This window comes from Rhodococcus sp. PvP016 (assembly GCF_017832185.1).
Lineage (GTDB): Bacteria > Actinomycetota > Actinomycetes > Mycobacteriales > Mycobacteriaceae > Rhodococcoides.
In genome coordinates this window covers 1,327,915-1,341,473 of the sequence record NZ_JAFIBH010000001.1, presented here as the reverse complement: position 1 = coordinate 1,341,473, position 13,559 = coordinate 1,327,915, and the positions used below count along the sequence as shown (strand labels likewise).

Below are 13,559 nucleotides of genomic sequence, written 5' to 3'. Positions count from 1 at the left end.
CGATGGGGGATACCCACGAGAGCGCCCCCTAATCGAGCAGAGAGCGAACGTCGCGCGCAGGCACCGCACGAGAGTAGAGAAATCCTTGGACGCGAGTGCACCCAGTATGGCGGGCGGCCGCGACCTGGTGGTCGCTTTCGATTCCCTCGACGACCAGCACACGCCCGGTGTCGACCGCGAATCCGGCCAGTGCACGGACCAACGAGTCGCCCGCAGCGGTACCGAGCGTGCGCGCGATGCCCGCGTCGATCTTGAAACCGTCGACCGGGAAGTCGACGAGGCGTTCGAGCGACGAGAAACCGATGCCGATGTCGTCGAGCAGCACTCGGAATCCGACGGCCTGCAGGGCGCTGACGAACTCGTGGGCCCGCGCCGGGCGTGCGTGCGACACGGTCTCTGTCAGTTCGAAGACCACCCGCGCCGCCGGCACCGCGGACGCGGCGACGATGTCGATCAGGTGCTGCACCGCGTCGGGAGCCGCGAGATGCCGCGCGGACAGGTTGACGTGCAGGTCCATCTCGGTAGAAACGGCCATCCACCGCTCGAAGTCGACGAGCGCGCGAACGAGGACCGCGTGATCGACGTCGATCTCGAGGTCGCTGCCCTCGATGGCGGGCAGGAAGTCCGCTGGACCCACCATCGACGGCGCAGTGGTGCCGTCGCCCGGTCGCGTCCAGCGAGCGAGCGCCTCCACCGCGGTGACGGCGCCGGACGTCACGTCCACGATCGGCTGGTACCAGGGGGTGATCTCGCCCCGCTCGATCGCGGCCGCGACAGCGCGGACGCACCCGGCGTTCGTCGTCCGCCCGTGACCACGCAGCGCCTCGAGATGGGTCTCGACCACCCGACCGAACTCGGTGAGGGTGGTGACCGTGTACTCGTTCGCGGGGTGCGGCTCGGCGTCCACCACACAGAGGGTGCCGATGATCAGCCCCTCGCGTCCGCGGAGCGGAACCGCCACGTAGGACCCGAGGGACAGAGCGTGCAGCGCCTGTGCGGTGGCCGCCCGCACCGCATCGTTCGAGAACCGGTCGAGGCCGGAGTCCGAGACCGCGACGGGTTCCCCCGACGCGACCACGTGCTGACAGGCGGTGATGGAGCGCGGCACTGTGTGCGGGAACGGTCCCCCGTGCTGAGCGCGGGTGTACTGCACGTCCTCGTCGAGGATGTTGAGCTGCGCGGCGGAGAATCCCAGCGTGGTCGACGCGAGAGTCGTGAGGGTCTGCAGCGTGGAATCCGTGGCCGAGAGGTCGACATAGTGTCGCGCCGACTCACTCTGACGCCGGAGTGCGCTCCTCTGCATGACGTGTCCGTTCTAGAAGGCCACCGTCGGACGATTCCGACGTGGCGTGTCCCGACACCGTGACCCCCCGGATCGTCAGTGATTCGTACCTGTTCCAGCCCCGTATCGGTCACGGGCAGAACAAGGTCTGATCCATTCCACAGCCGAGTCATCGTACAAGCCCTCAAACAGGCACGACGCCGGGTACGGGGGGTTCCGTCGTAGTATCATCGAATGACAGCGGACGGGCCCCTGACCGGATCGGACTGGAACGCACGCGAGCGGAACGAGACCGAGACCGAGCGCCTCGATCGCAACTGGTCGAGCCTCCTGCAGGAGCTGCGCGTGGTGCAGACCGGTATCCAGTTGCTCACCGGCTTCCTGCTCACCCTCCCGTTCCAGGCCCGCTTCCCGGAACTCGAGACATACGAGCAGGCCGTGTACCTGGTGACGCTCGGAGCGTCGGTCACCGCCACCATCCTCCTGGTCGCGCCGGTGGCTCTGCACAGGATCCTGTTCCGTCGACGGGCGCTTCGCCAGCTCGTCGACCACGCGAACCGGTTCGCTCTCGCCGGCTTCGTCCTGCTGGGCATCGCCATGTCCGGCGTACCGCTGCTCATCTTCGACCTGGTGGTGGGTCCCACCGCGGGCATCATCGCGTGTGCGGTGGCAGCCACCCTGTTCGTCTCGGTCTGCCTCGTTCTCCCCGTGTCGCTGCGCCGCAGGCTGGGTCCGGTGAACGATCGGTCCGATTCGACCGAGTGATCTCGACCATGGATGTGCAAAATCTGCGCGCAGTGGGTACAGAGCTTTCATGATCACCGACGTCGCCGACGACATGCCGGTCACCGACCGTGGTGACGCGACCCGCGATCTGATCCTGCGGGACATCCCTGCCGAGCCTCGGGCTCTGACCGGAGTGCGTACGACGGTGCTCGCCTGGCTGCGCGACCGCGGCCTCGACGAGGATCTGTGCCAGGACATCACGCTGGCCACGTACGAAGCTCTGGCCAACAGCGTCGAGCATGCCTACGAACGATCCGCGGACACCGTGGTGCGCACCGTCGGTCTGGAGGCGCGCACTCCGCGCGCCGGCGAGGTGACCATCGATGTGACCGATCGGGGATCCTGGGTCGACAACGGCAACGATCCGCGCCGCGGTCGGGGCCTCCCCCTCATCCACGCCCTCGCCCACGAGGCGTCGGTAAATTCCTCGGAGGACGGCACCACCGTCCGGATGCGGTGGGACGCGGCCTGACGGTCAGACCAGTGCGTGCCGAGACTGTGTCGACACCACGGGCAACGGTTCGGACCGCGTCGACACCACGGGCAACGGCGCACTGAACGGAGACTCCGAGCGCCGCGCGGCGAGAAGAGCAGCCCCTGTCGCGGCTATCGACTGGGGATCCTGCGGCATCACCAGCGCCGAGCCCCACTCCCGCGCGAACACACCGCGCAGCAGAGGCAGATTCGCCGGTCCGCCGGCCAGCACCACCGCATCGACCCGATGCGCGCCCCGGCGCACCACATCGCTCACCCAATCGGCAGCCTCGGTGACATAGTCCAGCATCAGCCGGTCCACCGTGGTCCGCCAGACGTTCACGGTGCCCCCGACGAACGGTCCGCCGACGCGTACGACGCGGTGCAGGGCGATCATCTCCATCGCCCATTCGACGCCCTCGGTCAGAAGTTGAGAGTCGTTGTCCGACAGCGGTTCCGCCGTGCCGTAGGCGGCCAGGAGGTGTTCGCGCACACTGTCGGCGAAGGCGCTGCCCCGGTAGCGGTCGGTCCACGTCGCGTCCTTGACGAAGCCTGTGGCCACATCGACGACGGACACCGACGTACCGCTCTTCCCCATGTCGACGACGGCGATGGTGGACCCCGACTCGACCAGGCCGCGCATTCTGAGATACATCAGCTGGGCGCCGAGTTCCGAAGCGAGACGGACACATCCGCCGGTGTGCACGGACAGGGAGATGGTTCCCACCCGTGACCGGGGCTCGTCCGGAACCACCAGCACGGCAGTCTCGCGATCGGCGCCGTGGCGCGCACAGACCGAATCCACCACGTCGACAGCGGCCTCCAGTCGGTCGCGACCTCGCGCCACCGTGACGGACTCGGTACCGAGCAATGCACGGCCCATGGGATCCATCACCGCGGCTCGTATCGCCGACGCTCCGAGGGAAATTCCTACCACTGCTCGCATGACCCGCCCCGTTCCTGGTGTTCCGAGACGAAGCCTAGGTGCTCGAACAGGGAAAAGGTCGGTTCTCAGTGGCTATTGGCAAAGTTTGGTTGGTTTCACTAGGAACCGGGGCGTCACTCGACCGACGCGGTACCGGACTCGTCCGTCGACGTCGGGTCGGGATCGGACGGCTGGGTCGGCGGCTCGGAATCCGTCGGCGGCTCGGACGACGAGCCTCCCGTCGAACCGGGTGTCTCGCCGCCGCCGGAATCACCGCCCGTACCGGTGCCGGGATCGGGATCGGGATCGGTGCCGGTTCCGCCGCCGCTTCCGGAACCGCCCCCGGTGGAGCCGCCACCGGTCGAACCGCCGGTCGTAGAACCACCACTCGTCGAACCACCACTCGTCGAACCACCACTCGTCGAACCACCGCTCGTGGAACCGCCGCTCGTCGATCCGTCGGTGGACGGCGCCGTCGCCGAGGTTCCGGGTCGCGTGGTCGCGGCCCCGGGTGCGGGGGGCACCGACGCGGCGCCGTTCTGCTGAGTGACACCCGGGCGGATGCCGGTGAGGGCGTCCGCGGCCGGGGTGCCGCCGGGCGAGGGCGCCGGCACAGCCGTGGGACTCGATCCGGCGGGCGCTGCGGGATTGGGAGCGATACCGGTGCCCGCCTCGGCCGAATCGGTGGCCGACGTGGACAGGGGTTCCGCGACACCGGCAGCCTCGGGAGCCCGCGGTCCCGTCACGGCCCAGACCGCGAACGATCCGGCCAGGACGGCGGCAGCGACTCCTGCACCCACGACGGCGAACCCTCGGCGCGTCTCCCGTGACGACGCGTCGGCCGGCTCGGGCAGCACCACCGGAATCGGACCGGTGATCGCGTCGCCGGTGTCGTGATCGGCCCACAGCGCGACGGCGACCACCGGTTCCAGTGACGGATCGACGTCCACCGCGTCGACGACCACCACGTCGCGAACGTGACCGTCGCGCAGCGCGGCCTCGACCGGCTCACGCAGATGAGGTGACTCGAGGACGACGGCAGCGCCGGTGAGCAGCAGATCGGCGCGGGCAGCGCGGAGCCGCATGACACCGATGGACGTCGCGACCGCCGCGGCCACCTCGGCCGGCGACCCCGTCTGCATCGGGATGGTGCGCTCGTCGACCGGGCCGAGCCGAGGCAACTCGACGTCGACGAGAGCCGCCGTCACCTCGTCGCTCGTCGCCGAGATTCCCAGCACGATGTGCATGTCGTCGTCGTCCGCCTGTCGTTCTCGATGATGCGTGGTCTCGTACGGTCCGCCCGGCGACGTCAGGGCGTCGGGGTGGTTCGGGCGCTGGACGTCGACGGCGTGGTCGTCCGAGGCGTCGTGGCCGTGGACGTCGACGGCGGAGCCGCAGGTGTCGTCGTCGTGCTGGTGTTCGGGTTCTGCCGACGTGTCGTGGTGGGCGCCGGCTTCTCTTCCGGCTCGTCCTGTACCGCGGTGGAGGGTGCGGGGGCGAGCCTCGGGCGCTGAGAGATCGAGGTCGACGGGGTGACGCTCGACGACGCTGCGACGGGCGTCTCCGTGGACGTCACCGGCGCGGCGGTGACGCTCGATGACGCCGAGGGCGAGGCCGGCGCCGCGTCGACGCGCGGGACAGTGCTGGGCACGGTGGTGGCGATGGGCGTGGCGTCGACCGACGACGTGACGACGACGCGATCCGTCGCCTGCACGGCCTCGGTCTCCGACCGTCCCGACGCACCGGCGGCCGCGCCGAGGGTGACCGCGGCGACGAGCGCCGTGGTCCCCACCACGACACCGGCACGGGACCGACGTCGCCGCGTGGAGCGGGCACGCCGAGGCGCACCGGTGACGACGCGCGGTGTGGGAAGCGGTGGTCGAGTGGTCTCCGGCTCCGGCTCCGGCTTGGGAACCGGCTCCGCGACCGTGGTGAGAGCGGCGGTGACCTCGTCGTCGGCAGGCGGTGCGGCGACGACGGCCAGCGGCACGGCGTCCACAGCGGGGGGCACGACGGTGGACAGATGTGCGGCGCCCATGGCCGCGAAGAACTGCGGCCAGCGCGGCGTGATGACGGGGACCGCGACGCGGGCGGCGATGTCGCGGCGCACCGACGGGATGTGCGCGCCGCCACCGACCAGGAGCACGGCGTCGGCTCCGCGGGCCACGGCGTCGTCCACGAGGTCGACGAGCATCGCGGTGGGCTGGGCGATGAGCAGTTCGAAGTCGGTGCGCCGCAGGCGGACCGAATCGGTGACGAACGGCCCCGACAGGTCGACGGCGCGCTCGTCGGACAGCATCTCCTTGGCCGCGAGACTGTCTCGCGCCAGGGTGCGCACGGCGGCGGGGCTCATCTTCTCGGCAGCACCGAAGGTGGTGGACAGGTGATCGGCGACGGCGGCGTCGATCGCATCGCCGGACAGTTCTGCGATGCCGACGCTCGAGTACAGGTCACCGGTCTGCGTGTCCAGGACGTGGACGCGCGTACCGACCCGACCGAGGTCGACGATCGCGAGCGTGCGAGCGGAGTCGACGCAGCCCTCCATCCGTGCGGCGACCAGCAGCGCGTCGCACTCGGCGACGAAGCGGACCCCGCCGGGACCGTAGGTGCTCTCGGGGTCTCCCCCCACGGCGATCACCGGCGCGTCCGGACCCACGCACAGATCGGCGGACATCTCGAACGCTGCCGCAGCGGCCGCGGACAGAGGGTGGTCGGATCCGGTGGCGAGCGAGCGCACCTCGACGACCCGGCCCTCCGGGTCCATCACGACTCCGCGCACGCACCCGGTGCTCATGGAGACACCGAACGTTTCCGTCTCGGTTCGCATCATGGATCACCACCATCGGCTGTCGGAGTTTCAGACAGACCGATAGTAGAGCGTCAAACCGGGCATAGCAACGTATACGACAGCGAAAACCGACCGTAGGTCTACTGGAGAAAGTTCAAATAAGCCTTCGACGGGGTCGGACCGCGCTGTCCCTGATACTTCGATCCCAGCGCTGAGCTGCCGTAAGGATTGATCGCCGGGCTGGAGAGACGGAACAAGCAGAGCTGTCCGATCTTCATGCCCGGCCACAACGTGATGGGCAGATTGGCGACATTGGAGAGCTCCAACGTGATGTGTCCACTGAAGCCCGGATCGATGAATCCTGCCGTCGAGTGTGTGAGAAGTCCCAGTCGGCCGAGGCTCGACTTGCCCTCCAGCCGCCCCGCGAGATCGTTCGGCAGCGTCGTCAGCTCGAGCGTCGACCCGAGCACGAACTCGCCCGGATGCAGAACGAACGGCTCCCCCTCGGCGGGCTCCACCAACGTGGTCAGCTCGTCCTGCCGCAGCTTCGGGTCGATGTGGGTGTAGCGCGAGTTGTCGAACACCCGGAACAGCCCGTCCAGGCGCACGTCCACACTCGACGGCTGCACCATCGCCTCGTCGAACGGTTCGATGCCGAGCGTTCCGGCATCCACCTCGGCCTTGATGTCGCGATCGGAGAGCAGCACGCACAGAGACTATCGACCGAGCCCGCCGAGACCACCCGGGCGCCCTGCTAATCTTCATGGGCAGCACCACAGGCCGATGTAGTTCAATGGCAGAACATCAGCTTCCCAAGCTGAATACGCGGGTTCGATTCCCGTCATCGGCTCCACCGAACGCCCCCGCCGCCGGGCGATGGTGGAATCCAGACCCCGGAATCCGGGGCCCGCATTCCACTATCCGAGCCCGCGGCCGTGCCACTGTGTCCAGCGACACGCGTCGTTCCTGGTCAGGCCGGGTACACCTCCGCGCACACACCCTCTCCCCCCGGAAATGAGCACCTCCATGACCGAACGCGTCGTCTCCGCACGCCTCGATGTCGACATCACGGCCGCCAGCACTCTGGAGTTCCAGATCGCCGTGGCCCCGCATCCCGGCGCGCAGGTCGCCGAGACCCTCTCGTTCGTCCTGGACGGGAAGACGGTCGAGGCCCGCGAGGTCAGCGGTGCCCACGGCAACCGGATCCACGTCCTCGAGGCGCCGGTGGGCAACCTGCAGGTCTACTACGACGCGACCGTCACCGGGAACGCGGAGCCGTCCCCCGTCACGGATCTCGATCGCTCGGTCTACCTCCGTCCGAGCCGGTACGCGGAGGCCGACAAGTTCTTCGGCTTCGCCGCCACGGAGTTCGGCAGCGAGTCGGACGACGCGGTGCTGCTCTCGGAGGTCTCCGACTGGGTCGGCCGTCGACTGCACTACGTCCCGGGCAGCAGCGATCCCATCGACGGTGCGGCGGACACGCTGCTCGCCGGTGCCGGCGTGTGCCGTGACTACGCGCACCTCGTCGTCGCGATGCTGCGCGCGCTGAACGTTCCGGCTCGTCTCGTCGCCGTCTACGCACCCGGATGCGACCCGATGGACTTCCACGCCGTCGCGGAGGCCCTGGTGAACGACACCTGGCACGTCGTCGACGCGACGTGTCTCGCACCTCGGTCGACGCTGGTCCGCATCGCGACCGGACGCGATGCGGCCGACACCGCGTTCCTCGACAACCACAAGGGTTCGATCACGCTGAACAGCTCCACGGTCACGGCCGTGGCGACCGACGGCCTGCCGAAGGACGACATCCACGAGCTGGTCGCCCTCACCTGATCCGGCGTATGCGTCGGTCGCCTCCTGCATCGCCGGGTTACTGTGACTCGACGAATCAGGAAGCGAGACGCACATGAGCATCGAACGAGATGCAGCGTTCACGGGTGGGCGAGGGACGGCCGCGGACACGAGCAGTGACTCCGACGACGCCGTGGAGCGGCTGACGACGACGCCGAACAAGGACCCGTTCTACCGCTCCCCCGCCGGGTTCGAGAAGGCCGAACTGGGCGCCGTGCTGCGGTCGCGTCGAGTCGAGATCGCCCTGTTCGGCACCATCCGCCAGCGCGTGTCGGCGTGGCAGCTGCTCTACCGGACGTCGGACATGCAGGGCGAACCGCGCACAGGTGTCACCACGGTCCTGCTGCCCGCCGGCGCGGTTCCGGGTCCCAGCAGGCCCCTGCTCTCCTACCAGTGCGCCATCGACGCCGTCTCCGATCGCTGCTTTCCGTCGTACGCGCTGCGAGACGGTGCACACGCCCACGGCGCCGTGCCCCAGTTCGAGCTGCTCATCATCCTGTACGCGCTGCGCCGCGGGTGGGCGCTGTCCCTACCGGACCACGAGGGCATGGACGGGCGCTGGGGCGCACCGGTCGAACCCGGCTACTGCACGCTCGACGGGATCCGCGCCGCGCTGTCCTTCGCACCCCTGGAGCTCGACGATTCGGCGCCCGTCGCACTGTGGGGTTATTCGGGCGGCGGCCTGGCCACGTCGTGGGCCGCTGAGGCCGCGGACGAGTACGCACCGGAGCTGAACGTCGTCGGTGCCGCGCTGGGCTCGCCCGTCGGTGATCCGGCGTCGGCGTTCTCCCGGCTCAACGGCACGATCTTCGCCGCGTTGCCCACGATGGTGGTCGAGGGGCTGCGCCGCACCTACCCCGATCTCGACCGGACCATCCGCGATCACGTCGCGCAGCCCGGCATGACCATTCTGTCCTCGCTCGAGCGCAAGACCACGGTGCACGCCGTTCTGACGCTGCTGATGCACGATCTCGAGCGCTACACCGACATCCCGCTCGCCGACGTCATGGCGACCCCCGAGCTGGTGCAGATCTTCCAGGACATCCAGCCGGGCAAGTCCGCACCGAGCTTCCCGCTCCTGGTCGTGCAGGCGGTGCACGATCCGATCATCGCCGTCGACGACGTCGACGGGCAGGTGGAGCGGTACCGCACCGCCGGCGCCCACGTGACCTACGTGCGCGACCGACTCAGCGAGCACCTGTCGCTGCACCCCATCGCCGCCCCCGCGACGCTGAACTGGCTCGCCGACCGCATCGCCGACCGCCCGGTGCCCCCGAACACCACCGAGACCGTGTGGTCCTCGGCCCTGTCGGTGTCAGGCGTCCGAGGACTGCTGGGGCTCACCGTCTCGACCGGTCGCGCTCTGCTCGGCCGGGTCCGCTAGGCGGTCGTCGCCGGAGTCGCGTCGCGTCGGGACGATCCCGAAGTCTGGTGGGCCCGTCGCCTCGGCGAAACCGGACGGCTCCGAATGCTTCTCGTCGGGAGTCGACATGATCATGCCCCGAGCTTGTCGACCATGTCGTTCAGCGCGGCCGCCGCCGTCCCGAGTCGCTCGGCCGACCTGTCGTCTCCCAGTTGCTCGACGAGTGCCGCCTTGGTGGTCACCAGAACGGCCCCCGAATCGTCGTCGGTCATCGTCAGTTCGCCGTCCCGCATCACCAGCAGCGTTCCGTCGGGTGCGTCGAGCACCCCGCGCACCGTGTCGCTCGAAACCGTCATCGTGTCGATCCTCCTGTCAGGGTGTTGCCTCGTGACCGCGCTCGCCGTGCGTGCGGCGGTCCTCCTTCATCTCCGCCTCGAAGACGTGACGGCGGCCGTCCATCAGGTCGTCGCGGATCCGGCGTTCGTGCTCGCGCGCGGTGGTCCAGTAGCCGTCGTCGAAGTCCTCGACCATCTGGAACGTCCACCGACCCTCGATGACGTTGCGGCCGATCACCTCTCGCTCGAGTGCGTCCGCCGCATCACCGTGCCCGGCGTCGCGGAGCTCGTCCGCGGCGGAGCCGAACTGGAGATCGGCGTGGCCCATCAGCTGGTGAAACGTGTACAGGTGGCCGCGGGCGCGTTCCACCCACTCGAGGGCCTCCGAGACCGAACCGACGGCGGACACCGTGGCATCGTCGGACCCGTTCGGACGGCGGTGATCCGCCGACATCTTCTCGCGATCATCGCTCATACGTGCTGGTTACCCGTCCGGCAGTCGCGGCACACACCCCAGAAGAAGACGTCGACGCCGTCGATGTCGAAGTCGTCGTCCTCCGGCTCGGGAACACGCCGACGCACATCGGTCGTGAGGTCCGTGTCGAACACTCGCCGGCACTCCCGGCACATCAGATGGTGGTGGTCGTCGCCGTCGACCCGAAGTTCGTACAGTGCGGGCGAATTGGCGGGCTCGATGCGGCGCAGGAGATCCACCGACACGAGAGCGTCGAGATTGCCGTACACGGTCTGCCGGGACATTCCCTGGCTCTTCAGCATCCGGGCCACGTGACCGGCGTCGACGTGCGGGTGCCGCGCCACGACGTTCAGCACTCGGAGGCGCGGGCGAGTCACGCGCAGCCCGCGCTCTCGCAGTACCCGACGCCACTGCTCGTCCGCCGAGACGATCGCCGGTTGTTCCTCGGTGTCCACGACGCCCGAGTTCCCCCGCAGGACGCCGCGAAACGTCCGGTCCACCTTCAGTCGTCGCGTGCCCGGTCCTCGGTGGTGGACGTGCGAATCTTGCGGCGGTGACTGGTGTCGCAGAAGGGATAGTTCTTGCTGCGCCGACAGGCACAGAGCGCCACGATGAAGCGGTCGGACCGCACGCGGGTGCCGTCCTCCATCTCCACGTCGACCGGCCCCTCCACCATCACCGGCCCACCCGGAACCACACGGACGAGCCGGGCGGCGGGAGCACCGTCAGGCGCGTCGGGCACGGACGACCACCAGTTCCTCGGAGCGCCGACCCGGCTGCAGGGCGCCCGTGGCCTCGAGCCACTCGGCGCGTGCGTGCATGACCGGACCGAACGCGATACGACGGCGAGCCACCACGTCGACCGTGGTGCCGGACCGCATCAGGCGCTCGATCGTCCGGTCCACACCGGCGAACTCGGACTGCACGATCAGCATGGTCCCGCCGGGAGTGAGAAGGTCGAATGCGTTGTCGCACAGCGGATCCAGGACGACACGACCGTCGGCGCCGGCGTCCCAGGCACGGTGCACCCCGCGCCCCTCCGGCGCGGTCGGCGACGGCACGTACGGCGGATTGGAGACCACGAGGTCGAACGGCGCCTCGGCGAGCGCGTCGGCGAGAGTGCCCTGTCGCGCGTCGACCTCGACACCGATGCGCTCGGCGTTGTCCAGAGCGCACGCGACGGCGCGGGCATCCAGGTCGTAGGCGAGCACGTCACGTGCACCGAGACACGCAGCCTGGAGCGCGAGCACTCCGGTACCCGTACAGAGATCGAGGGCGCGAGCACCCAGCGGCGACGCCGCCAACGGCATGACCTCGCAGAGCAGTCTCGAATCGTCTTGGGGGGCGTACACACCGGGGTGTGCGCGCACCATGCTGATCGTGTCGCGATGAATCGTCGTCACACGAGAACCTTCCGTCGGCGCAGATGCGCTGGCAGCATCTGCCGCCTTTCTTCAGGAATGGCATTCCCGAATGGACGTGGTTCAAACGCGGGACCGGCGCGTCACCACCTCCGGGCGATGATGGAGACGATGCGCGGAATCTCCTCGTCGGCAAGCGGTTCGACCCCGATGACCACCTGGCGGGTGAGCAGACCGTCCACGGACATGGCGAACAGTTCCGCCGACGCCACGGTCGCGGGGTAGCCCGCCTCGCTCATCTTGGACGACACCAGGCCCACGAACGCGGCCAGCTGGGCATCGAAGGCCGCCTTCAGTTCGGGCCGCACCAGCCCCTCTCCGAGAAGGTGGTGCCGTGCGACGACTCGGCCGCGATGCTCGTCGCTGCACATGTCGCGGACGAACCCGACGACGGCGTCGACCACGGCGTCGTGATGCCAGGTGTCGAGCGCGAAATGCCGACCGGCGACCTCGAGATCTCTCCGGAACACCTCGTCGAGCGCCAGCGAGAGCAGGGTGGCTCGATCGGGCGCGTGATAGTTGACGGCGCCGGCACCGAGACCGGTGGCCTGATCCACCGCACGATGAGTGAACCCGCGGGGACCGCGTTCGGCGAGCACCTGCACCGCTGCGGCGGCGATGAGTGAGCGCCGACTTCTGGGCTTCTCCACCGTCTCACCATCACTCATTGGTGAGATGTTACGGCTCTGACGTGCCGGTACCACCATCACCGGTCACGGTCGGCTCACGATGATCGCGCCGGCGGAACGGGCTGATCGAGCCCGCTCCACCGTCCCCCGACTGCCGCGTCACGATCATGACAGGCGTTGAGGTTACACCCGCCCCGGCGCGGCCGCTCGTGCTTGACACCGAGGTCGTCGCCGACTTTTCTGTACAGATGTTGAGGAATCGGGTCATGCGTCGTCGCGGGATGTTGGGGGCGGCCGCCATCGCCGCGGGAGCGGTCACGGTGGGGATCGCCCCGCGCGTCCGGGCAGCGCCGACACTCTCCTCGGCTGCGTGCGCCGCTCGGTACCCCGGGTACCGCGGCGCGGACTTCGCGCTTCCGTACGCCCGCTACATGCAGGCCCGGACCGTGCCCGCGCCGCAGGTCGTGGCCGACGCCGTCGCCGGCCCGGCGCTACCGCCGGGAGCGGTGCCGCGGTTCGAGGACATCACCCGCGATCTGGGCCCGACCGGGACGTCCGCGGTGGAGACCGGGTACGGCCAGGGCGCCGACGGGGTGGTCTTCGTGGCGGTGCGCACCGTCATGCCGAGAGTCACTGCGGCCATGTGGGACTGGTGGTTCGGCTGGCATTCCAGCGAGGCCGCGCGCTACAAGCTGTGGCATCCCGACGCTCACCGGTTCGCCGCTCTGGACACCGATCTCACCACCGCCGACCTCACGGACAGGCAGAAGTACGTCGGCAACACCACCTACGTCGACGAGTACGTGGGTCCGAAACTGCAGCAACTCGGGATCAACTTTCGAGATCCGGTGGCGCACGGGTTCACCGTGCCGTCGGATCAGACCATCGTCTTCGGCCGCGTCGGGAGCAGTATCGCCCCCGTGGACCTGGGGTGGCTCGCCCACCAGGTCCGCCCGATCGAGGGCGGCGCCGAGATGCGCAGCCGGTTCCACCTGAACCTCCGCGGCCTGCACGTACCGAACGTGACGCAGGCCGCGTGCGCGGTGGCCCGTGGTGCGTCGGTGGATCCGACCGATCTGCAGCTGAGCCTCGACCTCGGACGTGACCTGCTGATGCACTGCGGGCAGGAGATGAACCACCTCGCAGCGTTCCTCCCCGAACTGCATGCCGAGTTCTCCGCCACAGATTGACCGCGACCGGGGACGGGTAAACCAGGACCACTCACTCGAA

16 protein-coding genes and 1 tRNA gene are annotated in these 13,559 nt (G+C 69.0%); 6 read left to right on the top strand and 11 right to left on the bottom strand.

Annotated features, from left to right (window positions below; all coding sequences use genetic code 11):
* Positions 1–28: 28 nt before the first annotated feature.
* Positions 29–1,303: an EAL domain-containing protein gene (locus JOE30_RS06285; protein WP_204869830.1), complete on the bottom strand. Its 1,275-nt coding sequence runs from the start codon at positions 1,301–1,303 to the stop codon at positions 29–31.
* 213 nt (positions 1,304–1,516) lie between these two features.
* Here JOE30_RS06285 and JOE30_RS06280 point away from each other — a divergent pair, with 213 nt between their 5' ends.
* Both JOE30_RS06280 and JOE30_RS06275 read left to right on the top strand, forming a co-directional pair.
* Positions 1,517–2,047: a DUF6328 family protein gene (locus JOE30_RS06280; RefSeq protein WP_204869829.1), complete on the top strand. Its 531-nt coding sequence runs from the start codon at positions 1,517–1,519 to the stop codon at positions 2,045–2,047.
* Between the two features lie 49 nt (positions 2,048–2,096).
* The gene (locus tag JOE30_RS06275; protein ID WP_204869828.1) at positions 2,097–2,540 is read left to right on the top strand and encodes an ATP-binding protein; all 444 of its coding nucleotides are present in this window, start codon (positions 2,097–2,099) and stop codon (positions 2,538–2,540) included.
* 3 nt (positions 2,541–2,543) lie between these two features.
* Here the strand turns inward: JOE30_RS06275 and JOE30_RS06270 are convergent, their stop codons facing one another.
* The 4 genes from JOE30_RS06270 to dcd form a co-directional block, all read right to left on the bottom strand.
* The gene (locus tag JOE30_RS06270; protein WP_239533451.1) at positions 2,544–3,434 is read right to left on the bottom strand and encodes an Hsp70 family protein; all 891 of its coding nucleotides are present in this window, start codon (positions 3,432–3,434) and stop codon (positions 2,544–2,546) included.
* A 167-nt stretch (positions 3,435–3,601) separates the two neighbouring features.
* Positions 3,602–4,714 carry a hypothetical protein gene (locus tag JOE30_RS06265; protein ID WP_204869826.1) on the bottom strand — a complete coding sequence of 371 codons (1,113 nt, stop codon included), beginning with the start codon at positions 4,712–4,714 and terminating at the stop codon, positions 3,602–3,604.
* A 62-nt stretch (positions 4,715–4,776) separates the two neighbouring features.
* Positions 4,777–6,297 carry an Hsp70 family protein gene (locus JOE30_RS06260; protein ID WP_204869825.1) on the bottom strand — a complete coding sequence of 507 codons (1,521 nt, stop codon included), beginning with the start codon at positions 6,295–6,297 and terminating at the stop codon, positions 4,777–4,779.
* Positions 6,298–6,395: 98 nt separating this feature from the next.
* On the bottom strand, positions 6,396–6,962 hold the full coding sequence (gene dcd, locus JOE30_RS06255) for a dCTP deaminase (RefSeq protein WP_204869824.1): 567 nt from the start codon (positions 6,960–6,962) through the stop codon (positions 6,396–6,398).
* A gap of 72 nt (positions 6,963–7,034) precedes the next feature.
* Between dcd and JOE30_RS06250 the strand changes: the two genes are divergently transcribed.
* From JOE30_RS06250 to JOE30_RS06240, 3 genes are all read left to right on the top strand, one after another.
* Positions 7,035–7,108, top strand: a tRNA-Gly gene (locus JOE30_RS06250).
* A gap of 173 nt (positions 7,109–7,281) precedes the next feature.
* Complete coding sequence (locus tag JOE30_RS06245) at positions 7,282–8,088, top strand: transglutaminase family protein (RefSeq protein WP_204869823.1); 807 nt, start codon at positions 7,282–7,284, stop codon at positions 8,086–8,088.
* Positions 8,089–8,161: 73 nt separating this feature from the next.
* Positions 8,162–9,490 carry a lipase family protein gene (locus JOE30_RS06240; RefSeq protein WP_204869822.1) on the top strand — a complete coding sequence of 443 codons (1,329 nt, stop codon included), beginning with the start codon at positions 8,162–8,164 and terminating at the stop codon, positions 9,488–9,490.
* 110 nt (positions 9,491–9,600) lie between these two features.
* Here the strand turns inward: JOE30_RS06240 and JOE30_RS06235 are convergent, their stop codons facing one another.
* The 6 genes from JOE30_RS06235 to JOE30_RS06210 form a co-directional block, all read right to left on the bottom strand.
* Positions 9,601–9,825, bottom strand: a complete 225-nt coding sequence (locus JOE30_RS06235) for a hypothetical protein (RefSeq protein ID WP_204869821.1) — start codon at positions 9,823–9,825, stop codon at positions 9,601–9,603.
* Between the two features lie 16 nt (positions 9,826–9,841).
* On the bottom strand, positions 9,842–10,279 hold the full coding sequence (locus JOE30_RS06230; protein ID WP_204869820.1) for a hypothetical protein: 438 nt from the start codon (positions 10,277–10,279) through the stop codon (positions 9,842–9,844).
* Entirely contained in the window at positions 10,276–10,779 is a 504-nt protein-coding gene (locus tag JOE30_RS06225) for a Fur family transcriptional regulator (RefSeq protein WP_307806084.1), read from the bottom strand. Before JOE30_RS06225 ends, JOE30_RS06230 begins: the two co-directional genes overlap by 4 nt.
* A 2-nt stretch (positions 10,780–10,781) precedes the next feature.
* Positions 10,782–10,955 carry a CDGSH iron-sulfur domain-containing protein gene (locus JOE30_RS06220; protein WP_204870820.1) on the bottom strand — a complete coding sequence of 58 codons (174 nt, stop codon included), beginning with the start codon at positions 10,953–10,955 and terminating at the stop codon, positions 10,782–10,784.
* Between the two features lie 49 nt (positions 10,956–11,004).
* On the bottom strand, positions 11,005–11,682 hold the full coding sequence (locus tag JOE30_RS06215; RefSeq protein ID WP_307806083.1) for a methyltransferase: 678 nt from the start codon (positions 11,680–11,682) through the stop codon (positions 11,005–11,007).
* A 101-nt stretch (positions 11,683–11,783) separates the two neighbouring features.
* Entirely contained in the window at positions 11,784–12,368 is a 585-nt protein-coding gene (locus JOE30_RS06210; RefSeq protein WP_204869819.1) for a TetR/AcrR family transcriptional regulator, read from the bottom strand.
* A gap of 227 nt (positions 12,369–12,595) precedes the next feature.
* Here JOE30_RS06210 and JOE30_RS06205 point away from each other — a divergent pair, with 227 nt between their 5' ends.
* A complete protein-coding gene (locus tag JOE30_RS06205) occupies positions 12,596–13,519 on the top strand; it encodes a DAPG hydrolase family protein (protein ID WP_239532498.1) in 924 nt (307 codons plus the stop codon).
* Positions 13,520–13,559 lie beyond the last annotated feature (40 nt).

Excerpts from the sequence above, each read along its gene's own strand:
- JOE30_RS06220 (WP_204870820.1), bottom strand. The coding sequence starts at position 10,955 with ATGGTGGAGGGGCCGGTCGACGTGGAGATGGAGGACGGCACCCGCGTG.
- JOE30_RS06240 (WP_204869822.1), top strand. The coding sequence starts at position 8,162 with ATGAGCATCGAACGAGATGCAGCGTTCACGGGTGGGCGAGGGACGGCC.
- JOE30_RS06245 (WP_204869823.1), top strand. The coding sequence starts at position 7,282 with ATGACCGAACGCGTCGTCTCCGCACGCCTCGATGTCGACATCACGGCC.
- JOE30_RS06270 (WP_239533451.1), bottom strand. The coding sequence starts at position 3,434 with ATGGATCCCATGGGCCGTGCATTGCTCGGTACCGAGTCCGTCACGGTG.
- JOE30_RS06275 (WP_204869828.1), top strand. The coding sequence starts at position 2,097 with ATGATCACCGACGTCGCCGACGACATGCCGGTCACCGACCGTGGTGAC.
- JOE30_RS06235 (WP_204869821.1), bottom strand. The coding sequence starts at position 9,825 with ATGACGGTTTCGAGCGACACGGTGCGCGGGGTGCTCGACGCACCCGAC.
- JOE30_RS06210 (WP_204869819.1), bottom strand. The coding sequence starts at position 12,368 with ATGAGTGATGGTGAGACGGTGGAGAAGCCCAGAAGTCGGCGCTCACTC.
- JOE30_RS06260 (WP_204869825.1), bottom strand. The coding sequence starts at position 6,297 with ATGATGCGAACCGAGACGGAAACGTTCGGTGTCTCCATGAGCACCGGG.
- JOE30_RS06205 (WP_239532498.1), top strand. The coding sequence starts at position 12,596 with ATGCGTCGTCGCGGGATGTTGGGGGCGGCCGCCATCGCCGCGGGAGCG.
- JOE30_RS06285 (WP_204869830.1), bottom strand. The coding sequence starts at position 1,303 with ATGCAGAGGAGCGCACTCCGGCGTCAGAGTGAGTCGGCGCGACACTAT.
- JOE30_RS06265 (WP_204869826.1), bottom strand. The coding sequence starts at position 4,714 with ATGCACATCGTGCTGGGAATCTCGGCGACGAGCGACGAGGTGACGGCG.
- JOE30_RS06230 (WP_204869820.1), bottom strand. The coding sequence starts at position 10,279 with ATGAGCGATGATCGCGAGAAGATGTCGGCGGATCACCGCCGTCCGAAC.
- JOE30_RS06280 (WP_204869829.1), top strand. The coding sequence starts at position 1,517 with ATGACAGCGGACGGGCCCCTGACCGGATCGGACTGGAACGCACGCGAG.